A 15,553-nucleotide genomic window follows, 5' to 3' on the forward strand; every position below is an offset into this window, starting at 1 on the left:
GGGGCTCAACCGCGAAGCTTGAGCCCCCAGCCCCCCTACGCCGTCAGCTCCGACCGAAGCGCCTCGCGAAGCCTTGCAGCGCGTTCGGCCACCTCGACCGGCCCCAGCTCCACCGCACGCGCGCACCAGAACTGCCCCTCGTCCAGCTCGCCCCGGCGCGCGCTGATCAGCGCCAGCCGGAGCGCCGCTCTGCCGTGCCCGGCCTCGGCGGCCCGGGTCCACCACAGCGCCGCCTCGGGCTCACTGCCCTCGCGGGCCAGCAGCAGCCCCAGGTTGAACGCGCCGTTCGGGCTGCCCGCCTCGGCCGCCGCGCGGTACCAGCGTGCGGCGTCCACGACCTCGCCCCGTGCGGCGGCACACATGCCCAGCCGCACCTGGGCCCGGCGGTGGCCGTGCTCGGCGGCGCGCTCGTACCACTCCTCGTACTCGGGCCTGGCGCCGTCCGGGCGGCCGAGCTCGTGCTCGGAGCCCAGCTCGCCGGTGCCGCGCCGGGTGACCCGCTCCAGGAGCGCGCCCAGCCGGAAAGCGCCCTCGACGCTCCCGCCCCCGGCGGCGCACCGCAGGTGCCGCTCCGCCGTGTGCAGCTCGCCCTCGCGCAGCAGCGCGATGCCGACCTGGAGCGCGGCCTCGGCGTGGCCGGACGCCGCCGCGCGCTCGTACCACGCGCGCGCTGTGCGCTCGTTGCCGCGCCCGGCGTGCAGGATGCCGAGGTTGAACGCGGCGTCCACGCTGCCGGCTTCGGCGGCTTTGGAGAACCAGGGTTCGGCGCCCTCGGTGTCGCCGCGCTGCAGCAGCAGTACGGCGAGTGCGTTGGCGGCCTCCCGGTGCCCGGCGTAGGCGGCACGGCGGTACCACTGCTCGGCCTGCGCCGTGCGCCCCTGTGCCGCGCACAGCAGCCCGAGGTTGAAGGCGCCGTTGTCGGAGCCCGCCTCCAGGGCCACGCGGTACCACCGCTCGGCGGCCTGCCGTTCGCCTCGGTCGGCGTGCAGCGCGCCCAGCGCGTTGGCCGCGTTGCCGTCGCCGTCCTCGGCCGCGCGGCGCCACCAGACGGCGGCACTCTCCTCGTCGCCGGCGTCCCGCAGCAGGAAGCCCAGCGCGCAAGCTGCCCGCGCCTCACCGTCCTTGGCGGAGGTCAGATACCACCGTCCCGCTTCCTTCAGCTCCCCGCGGCGCTCCAGGACGGCGCCCAGGCGCAGCGCCGCCCTGCGGTGCCCGCGGGCAGCGGCCTGCCGGAACCAGCGCTCGGCCTCCTCCTCGGCCTCGCGGACGGCAGCAGCGCCGGACTCGCCCTTGGCGGCCAGCTCTTCGGCCCGGGCGCTCACCAACTGCGCGACGCGGTACGCCGCTTCTCTGTGCCCGCGTTCGGCGGCGGCCCGGAACCACTCCTCGGCTCCGTCCTCACCGTGGTGCTCCAGCAGGTCCGCGAGCGCGTAAGCGCCCAGCGCGTGGCCGGACTCGGCGGACTGCCGCAGCCAGTAGTGCGCCGCGGGCTCGTCACCGCGCTCCCGGTGGTAGCGCCCCAGCGCGTGCGCCGCTGCGGCGGAGCCCGCAACGGCGGCGGTACGCCACCATCCTGCGGCCTCCTCCGGGTATCCCCTCTGGTGCAGCAGGACTCCCAGGTTGTTGGCAGCGGCACGGTCTCCAGCGGCCGTGGCAGCACGCAGATGCGGCTCGGCGCCGTCCAGGTCCCCCCGGCGCAGCAGTTGGGCGCCCAGCACACTGTCGGCCGCGGCTCTGTCCGTCGGCGCAGTCGCTGTCGCGATCCCGTTTGCTGTCACGGTCCCGTCCGGTGTCGCGATCCCGTCCGCTGTCGTCCTCCCGGCTGCCGCCGTCCTTTCGACTGCCGCGGTCTGCATGGCTGCTGCGGTCTGCTCGGCTGCGGTCTGCTCGGTGTACTCCTCCACACTCAGGCCCGGACCGGGACGCACCGGGTCCGTCAGCCTTGCTCTCTCCCCCATAAGCTCCATCGTCGCACCACCTGCAACCCGCGTACACCTGGTATACCGCAGCCAGTGAGGTCACTTCAGAGGTTTGTCGACTTCCCGACGTAGAGATATCCCAAACCACTTCGCCCGGCTGTCCCCCGCACAAGCGAAGAGGCCCGGAGTCTGTTGACTCCGGGCCTCTTCGCTGTGGTAGCGGGGACAGGATTTGAACCTGCGACCTCTGGGTTATGAGCCCAGCGAGCTACCGAGCTGCTCCACCCCGCGCCGTTGTGTAAACAACTCTACACCACGCCACAGGGTGATCTCACCCGCTACCCGTCGCCGGACCCGCTCTTGTCAGCCGACCCGCTGTTCCCGCCGGACCCGCCCTTGCTGTCGGATCCGTTCTTGCCCCCGCCCTTCTGCTCGGCCTTGGAGGCGTCGCGCAGCGCTTCCTCCAGCGCCTTCTGCTGCTTGCCGTACTCTTCCCAGTCGCCCTTCTCCCGGGCCTTCTCGCTCTTGTCCCACGCGGTCTGGGCGTCCTTGAGAGCGTCTTCGACCGAAGTGCTGGGCGGGTTCTGCTCCCCGCCCTCGTCGCCGGGACCGGTTCTCTCTCCGCTCTCGCCGCCCTTGCTCTTGAAGACCTTGTTCAACGCTTCGTCGAGACTGTCCTCGAAGGCGATGCGCTCGTTGTAGGCGACGAGCACCTTGCGCATTCTTGGGTAGTTGGTGCCGGCACCCCGGACGTACACCGGCTCCACATAGAGCAGACCGCCCTCCAGTGGCACGGTCAGCAAGTTGCCGTACTCGACCTCCGAGTCGCCCCGCTTCAGGATGTTGATCTTGTCCGCGATCACGGGGTCGGAGTTGAACTTGCTCTGCACCTGCGAGGGGCCGGCCACGGTGGTGTTGGGTGGCAGCCTCAGCAGTCTGAGCTTGCCGTAGTCGCCGCTGCGCGCATCCGCGTCGACGGCCATGAACGCGCCCAGCGTCTCACGCTTGTTCGGGTTGAACGTCGTGGTGAGCTGGAACTGCTGCGCCTTCTGTCCCGGCATCTTCATGCTCAGGTAGTACGGCGGGACCGCGTTGCCCTTGTGCGTCGGGTCGTCCGGGACCTGCCAGCGCTCACTGCCGCTGTAAAACTGCGACGGCGAGGTCACGTGGTAGGTCTGGAGCAGGTCCCGCTGCACCTTGAAGAGGTCCTGCGGATAGCGCAGATGGTCCATCAGGTCGTTGCTGATGGCGCTCTTGGGCTTCACCGTGTCGGGGAACGCCTTCATCCACGTCTTCAGTACCGGGTCCTTCTTGTCCCACTGGTACATGTCGACCTTGCCGGTGTAGGCGTCCACCGTCGCCTTGACCGAGTTGCGGATGTAGTTGACGCGGTTCTGCTGGGCGACCACCGCGCGCTGTCCGTCCGTCAGCGAGTCCGCCGTGGTGTCACCCAGCGTCGTACGCGACGAGTACGGATAGCCGTTGGAGGTGGTATAGGCGTCGACGATCCACTTGATGCGGCCGTCGACAACCGCCGGGTACGGGTCACCGTCGATGGTCAGCCAGGGTGCGACCGCCTCGACGCGCTCCTTGGGGGTGCGGTTGTACAGGATCCGCGAACCCTCGCCGATCGCCCCCGAGTAGAGGATCTGCGGCTCATTGAAGTTGACCGCGTAGGCGGCGCGGTTGATCGGGTTGGAGAGATTGACGCCGCTGTCGCCGGTGTAGGTGTAGGTCTTCTCCCCGTTGTCGTCGGCGTAGTCGAGCTCCTTCTGCGGCCCGCCGACGATGGAGTACTGCGTCGTCTTCTCGCCGTAGTAGATCCGGCCCTGGTACTTGCCCAGGTTGCCCCGGGGCGGCAGGTCCTTCTCGGTGAAGTCGGGGGACCCGTCCTTGTCGACGGACGTGCCCTTGGCCGAGACCATGCCGTAGCCGTGGGTGTACTTGAAGTGCTCGTTGATCCAGTTCTTCTCCGGGATGCCGCTGGTGTTGATCTCCCGGAGACCGACGACGGTGTCCTGTTCCTTGCCGTCCTTCTTGTAGCGGTCCACATCCAGCGTCGCCGGGAACTGGTAGTACCCGCGCACCTGCTGCTTCTGCTGGAAGGTCGGGGAGACGACGTTGGGGTCCAGCAGGCGCATGCTCGCCGTGGTGTCGGCCGCGTTCCTGAGCTTCTCGTTGCCGGCCTTGCTGGTGCCCTTGTAGTCGCGCACCTCGGAGTCGTCGATGTCGTACGCCTTGCGCGTCGCCTCGATGTTCTTCTTGATGTACGGCGTCTCCTTGGCCTGCTCGTTCGGCGCGACCTGGAACTTCTGCACCAGTGCCGGGTAGAGGCCGCCGATGAGGATGGCCGAGAGCACCATCAGCCCGAAGCCGATCACCGGCAGCTGCCAGGTGCGGCGCCAGATGGTCGCGAAGAACAGCAGTGCGCAGATGATGGCGATGATGAACAGGATTGTCTTCGCCGGCAGATAGGCGTTGGCGTCGACGTACTTGAGACCCGTCCAGCTGTCGGTCGACTTGAAGTCGCCGGACTTGACCGCCAGTCCGTACCTGTCCAGCCAGTAGGCCACCGCCTTCAGCCCGACGAAGATGCCCAGGAGCACCGAGAGGTGGCCGGTCGCCTGCGCCGTCGCGCGCGCGCCGGGGGTGGTCACCCGGAGCCCGCCGTAGAGGTAGTGCACCAGCGCCGCCGCCACCAGCGAGAGGATCGCGGCGGCGAACCCGAAGCTCAGCAGAAAGCGGTAGAAGGGCAGATCGAACGCGTAGAAGGAGATGTCCTTGTGGAACTGCGGGTCCTTCGAGCCGAACGAGACACCGTTCACCCACATCAGCCAGGTGCGCCACTGGCCTGCTGCGGAGGCTCCGGAAACCAGTCCCACCAGTGCCGTGATGCCCAGCAGCACCCACTTCTTGTACGGCGCCAGCGCCATGCGGTAGCGGTCGAGGCTCTGCTGCTCCAGCGACATCGCGCTCAGCGGCGGACGCAGCCGGTGCGCCAGCCAGATGTTGAAGCCCACCGCGACAGCCATCAGCAGCCCGAAGACCGCGAACAGGCCGATCTTGGTCCACAGGGTCTTGGTGAAGACCGAGCTGTAGTCGACCGAGCGATACCACAGCCAGTCCGTCCAGAACCCGGAGAACATGACGAAGAGCATCGCCAGAACGACCAGCACGCCCGCTGTCATCAACAGCGTCCGGGCACGCCGGGATGGCCGGCCCACTCTGATCCGTGGTCCGGAGGGGCCTCCTGAGCCCCGGTCCGGCATCTGGAAAGCCAAGGTGCGCACCTCAAAGATTCGCAGTTTATGAAGCGATGACGCTGGGCCCGCATCGTAAGGCCCACCTAGGCAACTTAACTAAGCTTTACCCAGTTCCCGTTTCCGGGGTCCGAGTCAGGTTTTTCGGAGCGGAGGCGGCACGATATGGGGCATGGACAACCTCTCTCCCGAGGGCACACCCCTCGCCTCCGGCCCGCTGACCCGCGCGGTACTGGAGATCGACGAGTACGCATCCGGGCTCGGCTGGGACCAGCCCGCGCGGCTCTTCGCCCTGGTGGACACCGAGCGGCTGCGGACCGAGGAGCCCGGCCTCGCGAGTCAGCTGGGACTGGACCGGCAGGCGGACGACGCCCGGGGAACCAGCTTCACGCCCGTCGAGCAGGACGAGATCCCGGCGGACGCGCCATTGGACGAGTTTCTGGGCACCATCGCCTGGCCCGAGACGGTCGACGGCTGCGCGGTCACCGTCGAGCGGCTGATGCTGCCGCCATCGGCCGAGGCGGCCGTGCCGGAGGACCTGGACGAGAAACAGCTCGCCCAGTGGGTCGCCGAACACCCGGAGCGCAGCGAGGTGCGGATGACGGTGGCGGTCCTGCGCGACGGCGAGCGCGAGTCGGCGCTGCGGCTGCGGGAGAAGGACTCCCCCACGGAGGTGCTCACCGGCGCCGACCTGGTGCCCGGCCTCGCGGAGGCACTGGCCGCGACGTTCGAGGACTAGCGCGGGTACCAGCGGGGCGGCGGGTACCCACGGGGCCGCGGGTTCCCGCCGCCCCGGTGCGGCAGCGCTGAAGAGGCGGGGGCGGAGACGGGAGGGCGGCGGCTCAGTGCGCCTTGCACCGGGTCAGCTCGTCCGTCCTGCCGCTGCGGATCTTCTTGAGCGCGCTGAGCGCGTCGTCTATGGAGGAGGTCTTCACCAGAGTGAGGCCGTCGGGCTTGTCCTGGGCTGCGGCGGCGCAGTTGCCCGCCGGGGTGAGGAAGTACCGGGCGCCCTTCTTGCGCGCTCCGACGGTCTTCATCTGAATGCCGCCGATCTCGCCCACCTTGCCGGCGTCGTCGATCGTGCCGGTTCCGGCGACGAACTTCCCGCCGGTCAGGTCGGTGGGGGTGAGCTTGTCGACGATGCCGAGCGCGAACATCAGCCCGGCGCTGGGGCCGCCGATGTCGGCGAGCTTGATGTCGATCTGGAACGGGAAGGTGTGCCCGACCGCGGGCTGGATACCGACGACGGCGCGGCCGTCGTCCGGGGCTTTCTTGGTGCCCACGATGACCTTCCTGGCGTCCTTGGAGGACGGCTTCCTGCCCTGCTTCTGGGCGGCCTTCGCCTTGGCCGCAGGGATCACCGTGAAGGTGACCTTCTCCCCGGGCTTGTGCTGGGTGACCAGCTTGGCGACGCTCTCCGCCTTGCCGACCGGCGTGCCGTCCACCGCCGTGATGACGTCTCCCGCGTGCAGCCGCTTGTGGGCCGGTGCGCCCTTCTCGACGGAGCCGACGAGTACGTGGGTGCTGACGGGGATGTGGAGTTCCTTGAGGGCTGCGGCCTTGGCGCTCTCCTGGGAGGCGGTGAACTCCTCGGCGTTCTCCTGGTCGACCTCCTTGGCCGACTTGTCGTCCGGGTAGAGCGTCTCGTACGGGACGACGAGGCTGTCGTGCCGCAGCCAGCCGGACAGCGCTCCGAAGAGGGTCATTTTGTACTCGGAGCCGGTGACGCGGACCGTCGTCATGTTCAGGTGGCCCGAGGTGTCGTACTTCTTCGGCCCGCTCGCCGGGCCTGGCCGGTCCTTGACGTTGAGCACCGGATCGCCGTCATGCGCGCCCAAGGTGTTCACTGTGGGGCCCGGCGACATCTCGGCGTAGGGCACGTTGAGGAGTGCTCCGACGCAGAACATCGTTATGAGCAGCAGCGCAGAGGTAAGCATGGTCGCGGTGCGGCGAGGCATGGCACGACAGTACGGGAAGGGTCTGTCAGCCTGCTTCCCGGGCCGGTCCGTCCGGGGATGCGTGAGCCATCGCCCCCGCAGAGGCCAGCTCCCTCTCCCCCTTCCGCCTCCGCCGCCGGGCACTCCGCTTCGCCTCCACGGCGTCCACGCGGTCCACCCTGTCAGCGGTCACGGCGTCGGCGGCGCTCGCGGCTTCAAGGCTCGCCGCAGAAACGACGGAGCTCTCCGCCCCGGAGTGGGCAGTGGTGGCGGTGCCACTGGCGCCGGAGCGCTCCATGGCGGCACGGAAACGCTCGTACCCGGCGACGCCCACTGCGTCCGGTGTCCTGACCCTGCGCCGCCCGACCCAGCTTCCCCACAGGCTCGCGGCTACAGCGGCGACCAACGGAATCAGCAACCAGGCGAGAGCCGCCATCTGGAACCTCCCGACCCCTCGTAGGTGCCTCCCGGGCACACGGCCCGGCGACCGGCAGACCGGCCGATGAGCAGATTAACCGTCGGTTTCTCAACGGTCGGTTCCAGGACCCGGTTACGCAACCGGAAGGAGCTGCACCCCGTGCGCAGCCGGAGTCAGGCGAACGGTCTCTGACGGGGCTCCCTCAAGGCAGCGCCATGACAGGCCGGCACCTCGGACAGGCGGCGCCTCGGCCAGGAAGCGCCTCAGGGGGAAGGCGGCGTTTCAGAGGGAAGGCGCTTCAGACGCCCACCCACTCCTCGGTGCCGTCGGAGAACGTCTGGTGCTTCCAGATCGGGACCTCGTGCTTCAGGTCGTCGATCAGCTTGCGGCAGGCGTCGAACGCCTCGGCACGGTGCGGGCAGGAGACGGCCACCACGACGGCCAGGTCGCCCACCTCCAGGTCGCCGACGCGGTGCACTGCCGCCAGAGCACGTACCGGATGGTCGGCGACGACCTTCTCGGCGACGCGGCGCAGCTCGGCCTGTGCGCTGGGGTGCGAGGAGTAGCCCAGACGGGCGACATCGGTACCGCCGTCGTGATTGCGGACGGTGCCGACGAACAGCGCCGTCCCGCCTGCGGCGTCGTCACCGACCGCGGTGAAGACCTCGTCCACGGACAGCGGTGCCTCGCGGATCTCCAGCAGGCGGATGGGGTCGGCGGCCCCCTGCTCGCCCGGGTGGTCGGAGGTCGTGCCCCGAGCGGTGGGCCCGTCGGCGTCGTCGTACGTCTGTGCCATGCCGGTCATGCTGCCCTACCCATTGCGAATCCGGAACACCTCACTGCTGCGCTGCGCGGGGCCCCGCTCACAGTCCGCGCCGTTTGCGCGCTCTGCGCACCAGTGCGGCAGTGCCCAGCAGTGCGACAGTCGCGCCCGCGGCTCCGGCCGCTGTCGCCGCTTCCGTACGGCCCAGCCGCCGCCCGGCGACCGTATGCCTGCCGGCGACCTCCTCCAGGAGCGCGGCGAGGACTTCGTCATTCGTCCAGTGGGGCCGCCAGCCCGCGTCGTGCAGCCTGCTGCCGCTGACGACCCAGGGGTACATGGTGTACGCGAGGTCCGCCGCAGGCGACGGAGTCAGCCCGAGACGGTGCAGCCGGGAGGCGGCGCCCAGTGCGACGCTGGAGGGCAGCTCCATGCGCCGCATTCCGGTCAGCTGTTCGACCTCCTCCTGCTCCAGCCAGCCGTCGCAGCCGACCACCATCTCGCCCTCGACCTTCTCCAGCGCGGCGTACTCCAGAGCCGTGACCAGGTCCTCGACGTGGCAGAACTGCCAGCAGGGGCGCGACCCTGCGACCACCAGGAGCCGCGGTGACTCGAAATGACGGGTCAGTGTGGTGTCCGTACCCGCACCGACCAGCACGGTGGGTCGCAGGACAGTCACATTGAGCCCGGGGTGTGCGCGGGGCGCGCGGCGGGCCAGGCGTTCGATCTCCAGCAGGTCGCTCACGCCTGTCGCGTCCGCCGTGGCCCGCAGTTCCGCGTCCTCCGACAGCGGTACGTCGTTGTCCTGGAGCGCTCCGTAGACCATCGCCGAGGTGCACAGCACGACCCGGTGGACGCCCGCAGCGGCGGCCGCGGTCAGCACGGTCTGGGTGCCGCGTACGTTGTAGGCGGTGCGGGCCGCCGCGTCGGTCTCCAGGTCCAGGTCGAGTGCCAGGTGGACGACGACATCCACCGGGTCGCCGTCGCCGCGCAGCCGGTCGGCGATCGCCGGATCGCGTACGTCCAGGGTGTGCCACTGGGCCTCGGTCACCTCACCCCGGCGCTCGTCCAGGGCGATGACCTGCTTGATCTCCTCGGAGGCCGCAAGCCGCTCGGTGAGCAGCGCGCCGACCCCTGAGGCGGCGCCGGTGACGGCGACGGTCGGGGTTCGCGCTGCGCGAACGTGGGACTCGGAGGAACTCACCGGGCATCTCCAGTGGTTGTTTCTGGTACGAGGTGCGCAGGCTCCATCCTGCCTGACTGGTGTCTAGGCTGGGGGCAGAGCTCACAGATCGCACCCAGGACATACCGACGCAGACCCGGACCGCACCCAGGACACGCAGACCGTCCGGAAACCACCAGACCGTCCTACGAGACAGAGCCGAGGAAACCCGTGAGTGACACCCCATTCGGATTCGGCGTACCTCCTGAGGAGCCCGAGGACGGGGACGACGGCAAGAAGAAGCCGGGCGGCGGCCAGCCGAACCCGTTCGGTTTCGGCGGCGGCCCGGGCTCCGGTGGCGCCGACAACCCATTGGCCGCGATGTTCGGCTCGCTGGGCGGCGGGCAGGGCCAGATCGACCCGAGCGACCTTGGCGCCGCGTTCCAGAAGCTCGGCCAGATGCTGTCCTACGAGGGCGGCCCGGTGAACTGGGACATGGCCAAGGACATCGCACGGCAGACGGTGGCCTCAGGAGCCCAGGACGGCTCCAAGGACGCCTCTGTCGGACCGCACGACCGCGCAGCCGTGGAGGAGGCCGTACGCCTGGCCGACCTGTGGCTGGACGGCGTGACGTCGCTGCCGTCCGGGTCCGGCTCGGCGGTGGCCTGGAGCCGCGCGGAGTGGGTCGAGGCCACTCTGCCGGTGTGGAAGGCCCTGGTCGACCCGGTCGCCGAACGCGTCGGCGCGGCCATGGGCGATGTGCTGCCCGAAGAGATGCAGGCGATGGCCGGCCCGCTGCTCGGCATGATGCGTTCCATGGGGGGCGCCATGTTCGGCACGCAGATCGGGCAGGCACTGGGAGTCCTGGCCGGTGAGGTCGTCGGCTCCACGGACATCGGGCTCCCATTGGGGCCCGCGAACAAGGCGGCGCTGCTGCCCGTGAACATCGAGGCGCTGGGCAACGGACTGGGCATCCCTCAGGAGGAGGTCCGCCTCTATCTGGCGCTGCGGGAGGCCGCGCACCAGCGGCTGTTCGCGCACGTCCCGTGGCTGCGCTCGCACCTCTTCGGCGCCGTCGAGGGGTATGCGCGCGGCATCAAGGTGGACACCGCCAAGCTCGAGGACGTGGTCGGCCAGATCGATCCGCAGCGCCCCGAGGAGCTGCAGGAAGCGCTCCAGCAGGGCATGTTCCAGCCGGAGGACACTCCGGAGCAGAAGGCGGCGCTCGCCCGGCTGGAGACGGCCCTGGCACTGGTCGAGGGCTGGGTGGACGCGGTGGTGCACGCAGCGGCCGAACCGCATCTGCCGTCCGCCTCTGCGCTGCGCGAGACGCTGCGCAGGCGGCGCGCCTCCGGCGGCCCCGCCGAGCAGACCTTCGCCACGCTGATCGGCCTGGAGCTGCGCCCCCGCAGGCTGCGCGACGCCTCCCGGCTGTGGGCCTCGCTGGCGGACGCCCGGGGCGCCGAGGGCCGTGACGCCCTGTGGGAGCACCCGGACATGCTGCCCACGGCAGCCGACCTCGACGACCCGGACGCCTTCGTCCACCACGAGCAGCCGGACTTCTCCGAGCTCGACCGGATGCTGGGCGACGCGGCCGCCGGCTCGACGGGCGAACGCACGGAGGGCAGCCGCTCCCAGGAGGGCGACACCGGGAACGAGCGTCCCGGCGAGGGTCCTTCCGGCGAGGGCCGCTCCGAGGGACGGTCCGACGGCGGAAAGGGCGATGCCGACGCCGATGGCGGCGAGGGCGAAGGCAAGCGGTGAGCGCGCCGCTGGACGGACTCCGCGCCGACGCGGAGCGCGTACTGCGGCAGTGGCAGAGCCGGGACCCGGACCCTGCGCAGGAGCAGCTGCGGCAGGAGTATCTGCGCCACATCGCCGACCAGCCGGACGGCATGTGGAAGGCGTGTGCCACCGGGCACATCACCGCCAGTGCGCTGGTCGTCGACCCGAAGGGCGACCGCGTGCTGCTGACGCTGCACCGCAAGCTGCGCCAGTGGCTCCAGATGGGCGGCCACTGCGAACCGGGGGATACCACGCTCGCCGAGGCCGCGCTGCGGGAGGCCACGGAGGAGTCGGGGATCGCCGGACTGACGCTGCTGCCCGGTGGCCCGCTCCGGCTCGACAAGCACCGCACGCCCTGCGCCTGGCATCTGGACGTGCAGTACGCGGCTCTCGCCCCGGAGGGCGCCGTCGAGGCGATCAGCGAGGAATCACTGGACCTGCGCTGGTTCGGCTTCGATGAGGTCGCCGGGGTGGCGGACGAGTCCGTGGTGCGGCTGGCCAGGCTCTCGGCCGCGGCCGTCGCGGTCAGCCCTCGTCCGGACCCGCTCCCCTGACGGGCTGGTGCGGCAGCCGCTCGGCTGCCGCAACGCCTTCCAGATACCCCCGCGCCCGTTCGGTGCGGGGGTAGGCCTGCAGCAGCCGCCAGAACCGCGGACCGTGACCGGGCACCAGCAGGTGCGAGAGCTCGTGCAGCAGCACGTAGTCGATGACGTACTCGGGCATCCCCTGCAGCCGGTGGGAGAGGCGGATGCTGCCCTCAGCGGGGGTGCAGGAGCCCCAACGGGTGTTCTGGTTGGTCACCCAGCGGACCGAGGCGGGCCGCGCGTGCCCGTCGAGATACTGCTCGGACAGCTGCGCCGCGCGCCGGGCGAGGTCGCTGTCGTCGAGCATGCGCCTGCTCTCCTGGGCGGCGAGCTTGTCGAGCATCACTCCGACCCAGCGCGCCTCCTCGTCCGCCGTCATGCGTGCCGGAAGGAGCACGACGGTGCGGTCGCCTTCCCGGTAGGCGGAGACCGTACGGCGTCGGCGCGTGCTGCGGCGCACCTCCACCGCGCTCTGGCTGGTGCTGTTCGACGGGTCGGCGGACACGCCACGACGTTACCCGCTGCCATCGGCGGAAGTCCCGCCTCCAGCCTGGATCGGGGGCGAAAGGCGACAGGAGTCGTGGCACGGCCGCTGCGAGCAGCCCCCGGTTGTACGACTAATGCCGGTGCCTGTGGATAACTCACTCCGCCGATCCGCCCGATCACGGCATGCTGTCATCAGTGATCAACCACCAGTGATCGACAGCCGAGCCGGGCCGAGCCCGGCATGTCAGGGGGGAACGTGCATCCGATGATCAAGCCTGCGCTGCGCCGGGGCTGGCGGGACAGGCAGACGGTGCAGTGCGGCATGGCACCCGCCCACGCGGTGCTGCTGGGGCCGGTGAGCGACGCGACAGCGGCGTTCCTGGAGCTGCTGGACGGCACGCGCAGCATGGAGCGGCTGCAGCAGGAAGCCCACCGGCTCGGGCTGGCGCCCCAGACCCCGGCGAAGCTCACCGAGCGGCTTGCCGCAGCCGGCGTGCTGGACGACGCGACGGCCGACCGCGAGGCCGCAGCGAGCGTCACCGACCGGCTGCGGCCCGACCTGGCATCGCTGTCCGTGGTGCACCGCGAGCCGGGCGGCGCAGTCCGCAGGCTTGCCGCACGGCGAGCCGCCAGGGTCCAGGTGCGCGGGCTCGGACGGGTGGGCGCCGCCGTGGCCGCGACGCTGTCGGCGGCAGGCGTCGGCCAGGTGGACGTGGTGGACGGCGGCGTGGTCGAGGAGTGGGACACCACACCGGGCGGGCTGCCGCCCGAGCAGGTGGGCACCCGCCGCGATGTGGCGGCGCGCGGTGTGGCGCGCGCCGCCCGGCCCTGGCGCAGCCGATCGCGGTCCGAGGTCGGCCTGGTCCTCGTGACACCGCGCGACGGACTCGACGCCTACGCACCGGATCCGGAGACGACCGAGCAGTTCATGCGCGCGGGCACCCCGCATCTGTACGGCGGAGTGGTCGAGGCCACCGGCGTGGTGGGGCCGCTGGTACTGCCCGGCACCTCACCGTGCGCCGAGTGTCTGGCCCGCACCCGGGCGGAGCGCGAACCGAGCTGGCCGATGCTGGTGGCGCAGTGGCGTACGGCGAGCAGGCGGCGCACGGGGGTCCCCGCCTGCGACACCGCCCTGGCCACGATGGTGGCCGGCGCCATGGCCTCCTACGCACTGAGCTACCTGGACGGGGACGGCGGCTGCGCGGTGGGCTACCGACTGCGGTTCGCGCTGCCCCATCTGCTGCCCGACACCGAACAGTTCAGCACACACCCGGAGTGTCCATGCGGTGCCGCTTCGGTGACCTCCCCACCCGCAGACCCACGAACGGCCCAAGGCACGCGACAATGACCAAGTGGCCGACATCCTCGGTGCTGTCTCGGTTGAGCTGTCAGGGAGTTGGAGGGACGCATGTCTGATCTTCCCCGCAAGGCGGTGACGCGCACGGCCAAACTGGCCGCCCTGCCGCTGGGCTTCGCGGGCCGCTCCGCCTGGGGGCTCGGCAAGCGCCTCGGGGGCATCTCCGCGGACCTCGTCGGCCAGGAGCTGCAACAGCGGACCGCCGAGCAGCTCTTCAAAGTGCTGGGCGAGCTGAAGGGGGGCGCCATGAAGTTCGGGCAGGCCCTCTCGGTTTTCGAATCCGCTCTCCCCGACGAGTTGGCAGGCCCGTACCGCGCCGCCCTGACCCGCCTTCAAGAAGCCGCTCCCCCGATGCCCGCCGGCACCGTGCACAGCGTGCTGACGGAGCAGTTGGGTGAGGAATGGCAGGAGTGCTTCACCGAATTCGACGACAGACCGTCCGCAGCGGCCTCCATAGGCCAGGTTCACCGCGCTGTCTGGCATGACGGGCGGGATGTCGCGGTGAAGGTGCAGTATCCGGGCGCGGGCGAGGCGCTCGTCTCCGACCTCACCCAACTCGGCAGGTTCGCCCGTCTGCTGGGACCGCTGGTCCCGGGGATGGACCTCAAGCCCCTGATCGCCGAGTTGCACGACCGCATCACCGAGGAGCTGGACTACAGCCTGGAGGCGGAAGCCCAACACGCCTTCGCGGAGGAGTACGAGGCCGACGAGGATGTCGTCGTTCCCCGCGTGGTGCGCCAGACGGATCAGATCTTGGTGTCGGAGTGGCTGGAGGGCATACCGCTCTCGGAAGTGATAGCCGAAGGCAGCCAGGAGGAGCGGGACCGGGCCGGACAGTTGCTGAGCCGGTTTCTGTTCTCCGGCACCGTCCGCACCGGGCTGCTGCACGCCGACCCGCACCCGGGCAACTTCCGGCTGGTGACCGAGGGCAGCGCGGAACCCGGCAACTGGCGCCTGGGTGTACTTGATTTCGGCACCGTGGACCGGCTGCCCGACGGACTGCCACCGACCATCGGCGAAGTGCTGCGCATGACGCTGGACGGCGACGCGGAGACCGCTTACGAACTGCTTCGGGAGGAAGGCTTCGTCAAGGAACGGATAGAGCTGGACCCAGAGGCGGTACGTGAGTACCTGCTGCCGATCGTCGAGCCCGCCTGTGTGGAGGAGTTCACCTTCAGCCGGGAGTGGCTGCGCGGACAGGCCGCCCGGGTTGCCGATCCCCGCTCCCCGGCACACCAACTGGGCCGGCAGCTCAACCTCCCCCCGTCGTATCTGCTGATACACCGGGTGACACTGAGCACGATCGGCGTCCTGTGCCAGCTCGGAGCGACGGTGCGCATGCGGGACGAAATGGAGACCTGGGTCCCCGGCTTCGCGCCCACAGTGCCGGAAGAGGAGTCCACCGACGCGGAGGAGCTGCCGGAGCTCGGACCGGAGAGCGATGCCGGGGAGCCGTCCGAGGCGGTGAGCTGACGCAGCTGCGACAGCGACCGGACGCGCGAACGCCGGGGCACACGGGGCCAAGTGGAGGGGCGGCTCACTGAAGAACGCGATGCCCGCACTGGCCGCGACATTGACGAAGGGCGCCCGTCGGCCTATGCGTGACTTCGAACCTGGACGCCCTTCTGCCCGGCACTGTACGTGCCCACCGACGGCCATGTGGCCCCGCGTCACCGGATCGGGCGACCCCTGAAGTGCTCGGACTCGGCAGCGCCTCGCCGCTGTGGCGGCCGAGTTGTGGCCGCGACGGGATCACCGGGCAGCGGGCAGCGGGCAGCGGGCAGCGGGCAGCGGGCAGCGGGCAGCGGGCAGCGGGCAGCGGCGAACGCTGCCTGATCGGGTACGACACTGAGCAGCTCGGACTCATTCATCCGGGGGGCGGGGA

At 70.4% G+C, this 15,553-nt stretch carries 12 protein-coding genes, 1 tRNA gene and 1 pseudogene; 6 read left to right on the forward strand and 8 right to left on the reverse strand.

Translation table 11 applies throughout. The features are described from left to right. Positions 1-35: 35 nt before the first annotated feature. The 3 genes from ITI46_RS27585 to ITI46_RS27595 all read right to left on the reverse strand — a co-directional run bounded on the left by ITI46_RS27585 (position 36) and on the right by ITI46_RS27595 (position 5,188). On the reverse strand, positions 36-1,967 hold the full coding sequence (locus tag ITI46_RS27585) for a tetratricopeptide repeat protein (RefSeq protein ID WP_209242624.1): 1,932 nt from the start codon (positions 1,965-1,967) through the stop codon (positions 36-38). A gap of 166 nt (positions 1,968-2,133) precedes the next feature. Continuing rightward, positions 2,134-2,210, reverse strand: a tRNA-Met gene (locus tag ITI46_RS27590). A 47-nt stretch (positions 2,211-2,257) separates the two neighbouring features. Beyond that, entirely contained in the window at positions 2,258-5,188 is a 2,931-nt protein-coding gene (locus tag ITI46_RS27595; protein ID WP_247746680.1) for a UPF0182 family membrane protein, read from the reverse strand. Positions 5,189-5,351: 163 nt separating this feature from the next. Here ITI46_RS27595 and ITI46_RS27600 point away from each other — a divergent pair, with 163 nt between their 5' ends. Next, positions 5,352-5,918 (forward strand): PPA1309 family protein, encoded by a 567-nt coding sequence (locus tag ITI46_RS27600; protein ID WP_209242626.1) that lies wholly within the window; start codon positions 5,352-5,354, stop codon positions 5,916-5,918. Positions 5,919-6,021: 103 nt separating this feature from the next. On the opposite strand, the gene ITI46_RS27605 is transcribed toward ITI46_RS27600, so the two are convergent. The 3 genes from ITI46_RS27605 to ITI46_RS27615 form a co-directional block, all read right to left on the reverse strand. Next, positions 6,022-7,137 (reverse strand): YlbL family protein, encoded by a 1,116-nt coding sequence (locus tag ITI46_RS27605; RefSeq protein WP_209242627.1) that lies wholly within the window; start codon positions 7,135-7,137, stop codon positions 6,022-6,024. A gap of 695 nt (positions 7,138-7,832) precedes the next feature. Next, positions 7,833-8,339: a molybdenum cofactor biosynthesis protein MoaE gene (locus tag ITI46_RS27610; protein WP_209242628.1), complete on the reverse strand. Its 507-nt coding sequence runs from the start codon at positions 8,337-8,339 to the stop codon at positions 7,833-7,835. A 58-nt stretch (positions 8,340-8,397) separates the two neighbouring features. Then, positions 8,398-9,498, reverse strand: coding sequence for an SDR family oxidoreductase (locus ITI46_RS27615; protein WP_209242629.1), 1,101 nt, complete (start codon positions 9,496-9,498; stop codon positions 8,398-8,400). Between the two features lie 189 nt (positions 9,499-9,687). Here ITI46_RS27615 and ITI46_RS27620 point away from each other — a divergent pair, with 189 nt between their 5' ends. Together ITI46_RS27620 and ITI46_RS27625 are read left to right on the forward strand one after the other, a co-directional pair. Next, on the forward strand, positions 9,688-11,220 hold the full coding sequence (locus tag ITI46_RS27620; RefSeq protein WP_209242630.1) for a zinc-dependent metalloprotease: 1,533 nt from the start codon (positions 9,688-9,690) through the stop codon (positions 11,218-11,220). Beyond that, positions 11,217-11,795, forward strand: coding sequence for an NUDIX hydrolase (locus ITI46_RS27625; RefSeq protein ID WP_209242631.1), 579 nt, complete (start codon positions 11,217-11,219; stop codon positions 11,793-11,795). Before ITI46_RS27620 ends, ITI46_RS27625 begins: the two co-directional genes overlap by 4 nt. Here the strand turns inward: ITI46_RS27625 and ITI46_RS27630 are convergent. After that, positions 11,767-12,330 carry a M48 metallopeptidase family protein gene (locus ITI46_RS27630; RefSeq protein WP_209242632.1) on the reverse strand — a complete coding sequence of 188 codons (564 nt, stop codon included), beginning with the start codon at positions 12,328-12,330 and terminating at the stop codon, positions 11,767-11,769. The genes ITI46_RS27625 and ITI46_RS27630 overlap by 29 nt on opposite strands. A gap of 246 nt (positions 12,331-12,576) precedes the next feature. On the opposite strand from ITI46_RS27630, the gene ITI46_RS27635 reads away from it, so the two are divergent. The 3 genes and pseudogenes from ITI46_RS27635 to ITI46_RS36255 all read left to right on the forward strand — a co-directional run. Then, positions 12,577-13,659: a ThiF family adenylyltransferase gene (locus ITI46_RS27635; protein ID WP_209242633.1), complete on the forward strand. Its 1,083-nt coding sequence runs from the start codon at positions 12,577-12,579 to the stop codon at positions 13,657-13,659. Positions 13,660-13,719: 60 nt separating this feature from the next. After that, a complete protein-coding gene (locus ITI46_RS27640) occupies positions 13,720-15,141 on the forward strand; it encodes an ABC1 kinase family protein (RefSeq protein WP_209242634.1) in 1,422 nt (473 codons plus the stop codon). Between the two features lie 128 nt (positions 15,142-15,269). Further along, positions 15,270-15,373 (forward strand): annotated as a pseudogene (locus ITI46_RS36255) (IS982 family transposase); the annotation flags it as partial. Here the strand turns inward: ITI46_RS36255 and ITI46_RS27645 are convergent. Then, on the reverse strand, positions 15,339-15,553 hold a 215-nt coding region (locus ITI46_RS27645), incomplete at its 5' end, for a hypothetical protein (RefSeq protein WP_209242635.1). The pseudogene ITI46_RS36255 and the gene ITI46_RS27645 sit on opposite strands and share 35 nt — an antisense overlap.

The organism is Streptomyces oryzae (genome assembly GCF_017676365.1).
GTDB lineage: Bacteria > Actinomycetota > Actinomycetes > Streptomycetales > Streptomycetaceae > Streptomyces > Streptomyces oryzae.